Source organism: Stenotrophomonas sp. P5_B8, from assembly GCF_054049855.1.
The window spans coordinates 1-6,608 of the sequence record NZ_JBFULO010000206.1 but is presented as its reverse complement, the minus strand read 5'-3'; the positions used below and the strand labels follow the sequence as shown (position 1 = coordinate 6,608).

Sequence of the window (6,608 nt, the reverse complement as noted above, 5' to 3'; positions counted from 1 at the left end):
GCCACGCATGGCGTGGCTCTACCACGGCCATTTCACCTGGCCTGGCGGCCCGGTCGCTCGGCCTGTTGCAACCACGCAGCGCGCTGGGCTGGCAGGCGCCGACGCACCCAATGCCGGTAGAGCCACGCCATGCGCGGCTGGCAGGTGTCCGCACGCCGGAACGGAGGGCAGCCACGCATGGCGTGGCTCTACCACGGCCATTTCACCTGGCCTGGCGACCCAGTCGCTCGGCCTGTTGCAGCCACGTATCACGCTGCGCCGAGGTACTGCTGCGCACCGGCCCCAACGCGGTGATCTTCACCGGCTTGATCCCGCAGAATTCCAGGATCGTCCGCCGCACCTGCTGGTGCCCCGGCATACGGTACACCCAGCGGTAATACCAGGGCGGGGTATCCATCGTGGTCAGCACGCGCGCGCTGCGCCCGGCCAGCAGCCGGTCCCACCACACCGAATCCTTGCGATAGCGGAACGCCACGCCCGGCAGGAAGGCGCGGTCGAAAAAACCCTTCAACAGGGCCGGCATGCCACCCCACCAGGTCGGGTACACCAGCACCAGGTGCTGGCAGTCCGCGATGGCCGCGTTGATCTGCTGCAGAGCCGGTTCCAGCGGCTGGATCTGGCGGTAGCCGTGGCGCAGGATCGGGTCGAAGTCGACCTCGCCCAGCGCGAACAGCTGCACGCGGTGGCCGGCCGCCACGGCGGCCTGCCGGTAGCGCTCGGCCAGGGCACCGCACAGGCTGTCGCGGTCGGGGTGGCCAAGCAGGATGACGATCGATCGGGACATGGGGGCGCTCGCGGAAAGAGCGCGCAGGCTACGGTCTGCCCCATGGGGCAGAGTCAAGCGGCGCGGCAGTCGCCAGCGGCCATGCACGCATCCAAAGCACCGGTGTCACCCTGACCGATCAACACGACCACCTCGGCCCGAAGCTGGGTCAGCGCCGCATCCAGCTGCTGCAGCCGCTGCATGTCCGCGCGCACGGCCTGCTGCCTGTCCGCCAGCAACGCCTGCACCCGCAGCCAGTCGATGCCGCCATCGTCGCGTCGCAGTGCGGCCACGTCGGCAAGCCGGAAGYCCAGCGCCAGCGCCTGCCGGATCAGCAGCACCAGGTTGAGATCCTGCTCGTTGTAGTCGCGGTAGCKGTTGATCCGCGGCACGGCGGCCAGCAGTCCGCGCGCTTCGTACAGGCGGATCGCCTTCTGGCTGGCACCGCTGCGTCGGGCGACCTCGGAGATGCGCATCAGTCGCGCACCAGGCCGCCATCCACCACCAGGTTCTGCCCGGTGACCGCGCGCGACCAGGGCGAGGCAAAGAACAGCACCGCATCGGCGAMCTCGGCCGGCGTGGTCACGCTGCGCAGCGGGGTGTTGGCGGCGATGTAGTCGAACACCGCCGCCGGCGTGGCCGCGCTGGCATCGGTGCTGCGCAGCAGGCCACCAGAGAGCATGTTCACGGTGATCCCGTCCGGGCCGAGGTCGCCGGCCAGGGTGCGGGTGAGCGACAGCAACGCGGCCTTGGCGGCGGTGTAGTCGTGGTAGGGCACCACCGGGTTCTGGAACAGGTTGGTGCCGATGTTGATCACGCGACCGAAATGCTGCGCGCGCATGCCGGGCAGGGCCGCCTGCACTGTGTTCAACGCACCGCGCACGCTGCCCTCGAACTGCGCGCTGAACGCCTGCCAGCCGATCGCATCGGCTTTCGCACGCGCATCGCCATTGAACGAGAACGTCGCCAGCGCATTGTTGACCACGCTGGTGATGTCGCGGCCGAAGTGGGCGCGGGCCCGGGCGAACAGCGCATCGACCTGGTCGCGGTCAGTGACATCGGCGCGCACCGCCAGGGCGTTCGGGCCGACTTCGGCGGCCAGTGCCTGTGCGGCGTCGACGCTGTGCAGGTGGTTGATCACCACCTGTGCGCCCTCGCGGGCGAACGCGCGCGTCACGTGCTGGCCGAGGCCACGGGCACCGCCGGTGACAAGGACGAGTTGCTGCGAAAGCTGCATGGAGGCACGACCGGACGAAGGGGGCGCACAGGGTAGCAAGCGTCCGCGCCCTCGATGCACGCGCGCCGGTAGTGGCACCGGGCGCATGTCCCCCTTGTGCACGCTTGCCAGCACCGGCTAGCCTGCGCGCATGACCACTATCCCTGTTCGCCTGCTCATCCACGGTGCCTCCGGTCGCATGGGCCAGGCCCTGCTGCGGCTGGCCGCCGACAATTCCGACCTGCAGGTCGTCGCTGCGGTGACCCGCCGTTCGCCGGCACAGCGCGTGGTCGACGGCGTGCCGCATTTCGCCAGCAGCGAGCTGGCCGGTGCGCCGCAGTTCGATGTCGCCATCGATTTCAGCCTGCCCGAGGGTTTCGACCCGGTCCTGGCGTTGTGCGTGGAGCGCAAGGCCGGGCTGGTCTCGGGCACCACCGGCATCAGCGAGGCGCAGCGCCAGGCCCTGATCGAGGCCGCCACCGGCATCCCACTGGTCTGGGCGTCCAACTTCAGCCTGGGCGTGGCGGTACTGGAGGAGCTGGTAGAGCGCGCGGCTGCCACGCTGGCGGGCTGGGACTGCGATATCGTCGAATCCCACCATGTGCACAAGCAGGATGCACCGTCGGGCACCGCGCTGACCCTGGGCGCGGCGGCGCAGAAGGGCGGGGCGCAGCCGCATTACGCCAGCCTGCGGGCGGGCGACATCGTCGGCGAGCACTTGGTCCAGTTCACCGGGCTGGGCGAGCGCATCGAGCTGACCCACCGCGCCACCAACCGCGACATCTTCGCGCGCGGCGCACTGTTCGCCGCCACCCAGCTGAATGGGCGGGCGCCGGGCAGCTACCGGGTTCGCGATCTGTTGGCCGGGGCCATGCCCGCCGCGGGCGGCTGATCTGCGGGCCCCCAAGGCGGCCTGTGCAGGCTCGGCGTCACTGCCACGGCTGAAGAGGCAAGGCCCCGCTGCCTGAACCCCGGGCGGGCCCGTCACGGCCGTACGCCAGCGAATGCATGCAAACGCTGGCGTCGCAGGCCCCTTGCCTTTACAATTCCCGCTCGCCGAATCACGACAGCCGGACCGGTCCCGCACCGCAGTCCGCGCTTTTTTGCAGCCGCTTTTCAGTGTGCCGCGCGGCGTGACTTCGGTGACCCCATCGGTAGCCAAAGTGAGAATTCCGTGACCCAAGCCGCAATCCTCGTCCTCGAAGACGGCACCGTATTCGAGGGCGAATCCGTAGGCGCGCCCGGCCTGTCCGTCGGTGAGGTGGTGTTCAACACCGCCATGACCGGTTACCAGGAAGTGCTGACTGATCCTTCCTACGCCCGGCAGATGGTCACGCTGACCTACCCGCATATCGGCAACACCGGCATGACCGACCAGGACGACGAAGCCCACAAGGTGTGGTCGGCCGGCCTGATCGTGCGCGACGTTCCGCGCCGTCCCAGCAACTGGCGCAGCCAGGTGTCGCTGCAGGACTGGCTGCTGCAGCGTGGCGTGGTGGCCATTTCCGGTATCGACACCCGCAAGCTCACCCGCATCCTGCGCGAGCGTGGCGCGCAGAACGGTGCGCTGATGGCCGGCGACGGCATCAGTGTGGAGAAGGCGCTGGAAGCGGCCCGCGCGTTCCCCGGCCTGAAGGGCATGGACCTGGCCAAGGTGGTCAGCACCGACAAGTCCTACCCGTGGACCGAAGGCCAGCTGGACCTGGACAACAACGAGTTCGTCAGCGCCGCGCCGCAGTACAAGGTGGTGGCCTACGATTTCGGCGCCAAGCTGAACATCCTGCGCATGCTGGCCGAGCGCGGCTGCGACATCACCGTGGTGCCGGCGCAGACCCCGGCCGTCGAGGTGCTGGCGATGAATCCGGACGGCGTGTTCCTGTCCAACGGCCCGGGCGATCCGGAACCGTGCATCTACGCGATCGAGGCGATCAAGACCTTCCTGGACCGCAAGCTGCCGACCTTCGGCATCTGCCTGGGCCATCAGCTGCTGGCGCTGGCCTCCGGCGCGAAGACGGTGAAGATGGGCCACGGGCACCATGGCGCCAACCATCCGGTCCAGGACCTGGATACCGGCCGGGTGATGATCACCTCGCAGAACCACGGTTTTGCGGTTGACGAAGCCTCGCTGCCAGCCACCCTGCGGGTTACCCACCGCTCGCTGTTCGACGGCACCAACCAGGGCATCGCACGCACCGACGTGCCGGCGTTCTCCTTCCAGGGCCATCCGGAAGCATCGCCGGGCCCGCACGATGTCAGCCCGTTGTTCGACCGTTTCGTGACCCTGATGGCGGAGGCCAAGGCCTGATCCGCCACGCCGCCGGCGCGTCCGGCGGCATCGCGACGGATCGCAAGCCCTGCAGTGCCGCTGCCCCCAGGCGCGGCGCTGAACCCCGGAAGTTTCCTGATCGACAGCGTGCGATCACCCCCGACACGCTGTACTGACTTAGAGAAGACAATGCCCAAGCGCACTGACCTTAAAACCATCCTCATCATCGGTGCTGGTCCGATCGTCATCGGCCAGGCCTGTGAGTTCGACTACTCCGGCGCCCAGGCCTGCAAGGCCCTGCGTGACGAGGGGTACCGCGTGGTGCTGGTCAACAGCAATCCGGCCACGATCATGACCGACCCGGAGATGGCCGATGCGGTCTACATCGAGCCGATCAACTGGCAGACGGTCGAGAAGATCATCGCCAAGGAAAAACCCGACGCCCTGCTGYCGACCATGGGTGGCCAGACCGCGCTGAACTGCGCGCTGGACCTGGCCGACAACGGCGTGCTGGAGAAGTACAACGTCGAACTGATCGGCGCCAAGCGCGATGCGATCCGCATGGCCGAAGACCGCGAGCTGTTCCGCGTGGCCATGGGCGAGATCGGCCTGGAGTGCCCGTCGGCTGCGGTCGCGCATACGCTGGAAGAAGCGATCGAGATCCAGACCCGCGTCGGCTACCCGACCATCATCCGCCCCAGCTTCACCCTGGGCGGCAGCGGTGGCGGCATCGCCTACAACCGCGAAGAGCTGATCGACATCGTCACCCGCGGCCTGGAACTGTCGCCGACCACCGAAGTGCTGGTCGAAGAATCGGTGCTGGGCTGGAAGGAATTCGAGATGGAGGTGGTGCGCGACACCGCCGACAACTGCATCATCGTCTGCTCCATCGAGAACCTGGACCCGATGGGCGTGCACACCGGTGACTCGATCACCGTGGCCCCGGCGCAGACCCTGACCGACAAGGAATACCAGCGCCTGCGCGATGCCTCCATCGCCGTGCTGCGCAAGATCGGTGTGGATACCGGCGGCTCGAACGTGCAGTTCGGCATCAGTCCGACCACCGGTCGCGTGGTGGTGATCGAAATGAACCCGCGTGTGTCGCGTTCCTCGGCACTGGCCTCCAAGGCCACCGGCTTCCCGATCGCCAAGGTCGCCGCCAAGCTCGCCGTGGGTTACACCCTGGACGAATTGAAGAACGAAATCACCGGCGGCCTGACCCCGGCCTCGTTCGAGCCGTCGATCGATTACGTCGTCACCAAGATCCCGCGCTTTGCCTTCGAGAAGTTCCCGGCGGCCGATGCGCGCCTGACCACCCAGATGAAGTCGGTGGGCGAGGTGATGGCGATGGGCCGCACCTTCCAGGAATCGCTGCAGAAGGCGCTGCGCGGCCTGGAAACCGGCAAGATCGGCCTGGACCCGACCGGCCTGGACCTGTCCAACGAAGACGACATCACCACCATCAAGCGCGAGCTCAAGGCCCCGGGCCCGGAGCGCCTGTTCTTCGTGGGTGATGCGTTCCGCGCCGGTTTCAGCGTGGAAGACGTGTTCGCGCTGTCGCACATCGACCCGTGGTTCCTGGACCAGATCGAAGAGATCATCCAGGCCGAAGCTGAAGTTGCCGCCGACGGCATCGACGCGCTGGACGCGGCGCGCCTGCGCAAGCTCAAGCGCGCCGGCTTCTCCGACGCCCGCCTGGCCGAACTGACCGGCACCAACGAAGCGGCCGTGCGCGCGCTGCGTCGTGCCCACAAGGTGCGCCCCGTCTACAAGCGCGTGGACTCGTGCGCCGCCGAGTTCGCCACCAGCACCGCCTACCTGTACTCGACCTACGAGGACGAGTGCGAAGCGGCGCCGAGCAACCGCGACAAGATCATGATCCTGGGCGGCGGTCCGAACCGCATCGGCCAGGGCATCGAGTTCGACTACTGCTGCGTGCACGCGGCGCTGGCACTGCGTGAGGATGGCTATGAAACCATCATGGTCAACTGCAACCCGGAGACCGTCTCCACCGATTACGACACCTCCGACCGCCTGTACTTCGAGCCGCTGACGCTGGAAGACGTGCTGGAAATCGTCGAGCTGGAACAGCCAAAGGGCGTGATCGTGCAGTACGGCGGCCAGACCCCGCTGAAGCTGGCGCGCGCGCTGGAAGCCAATGGCGTGCCGGTCATCGGCACCTCGCCGGACTCCATCGACCTGGCCGAAGACCGCGAGCGTTTCCAGCAGCTGGTCGACAAGCTCGGCCTGAAGCAGCCGCCGAACCGCATCGCCCGCAACGACCAGGAAGCCCTGCTGCTGGCCCGCGAGATCGGTTACCCGCTGGTGGTTCGCCCGAGCTACGTGCTGGGCTACGTGCTGGG

At 67.8% G+C, this 6,608-nt stretch carries 6 protein-coding genes; 3 read left to right on the top strand and 3 right to left on the bottom strand.

Annotated features, from left to right (window positions below; genetic code table 11):
• Positions 1–202: 202 nt before the first annotated feature.
• From ACXJKH_RS12235 to ACXJKH_RS12225, 3 genes are read right to left on the bottom strand one after another with little or no spacing between them, the layout of a single operon-like run.
• Positions 203–784: an NAD(P)H-dependent oxidoreductase gene (locus ACXJKH_RS12235; RefSeq protein ID WP_457319636.1), complete on the bottom strand. Its 582-nt coding sequence runs from the start codon at positions 782–784 to the stop codon at positions 203–205.
• A 53-nt stretch (positions 785–837) separates the two neighbouring features.
• The gene (locus ACXJKH_RS12230) at positions 838–1,239 is read right to left on the bottom strand and encodes a MerR family transcriptional regulator (protein WP_457319635.1); all 402 of its coding nucleotides are present in this window, start codon (positions 1,237–1,239) and stop codon (positions 838–840) included.
• On the bottom strand, positions 1,239–2,000 hold the full coding sequence (locus tag ACXJKH_RS12225) for a 3-oxoacyl-ACP reductase (protein WP_457319634.1): 762 nt from the start codon (positions 1,998–2,000) through the stop codon (positions 1,239–1,241). The genes ACXJKH_RS12230 and ACXJKH_RS12225 overlap by 1 nt, the downstream gene beginning before the upstream one ends.
• 130 nt (positions 2,001–2,130) lie before the next feature.
• Here ACXJKH_RS12225 and dapB point away from each other — a divergent pair, with 130 nt between their 5' ends.
• The 3 genes from dapB to carB all read left to right on the top strand — a co-directional run.
• Positions 2,131–2,871: a 4-hydroxy-tetrahydrodipicolinate reductase gene (gene dapB, locus ACXJKH_RS12220; protein WP_457319633.1), complete on the top strand. Its 741-nt coding sequence runs from the start codon at positions 2,131–2,133 to the stop codon at positions 2,869–2,871.
• A 282-nt stretch (positions 2,872–3,153) separates the two neighbouring features.
• Entirely contained in the window at positions 3,154–4,284 is a 1,131-nt protein-coding gene (gene carA / locus ACXJKH_RS12215; RefSeq protein ID WP_457319632.1) for a glutamine-hydrolyzing carbamoyl-phosphate synthase small subunit, read from the top strand.
• Between the two features lie 150 nt (positions 4,285–4,434).
• On the top strand, positions 4,435–6,608 hold a 2,174-nt coding region (carB, locus tag ACXJKH_RS12210; protein WP_457319631.1), incomplete at its 3' end, for a carbamoyl-phosphate synthase large subunit.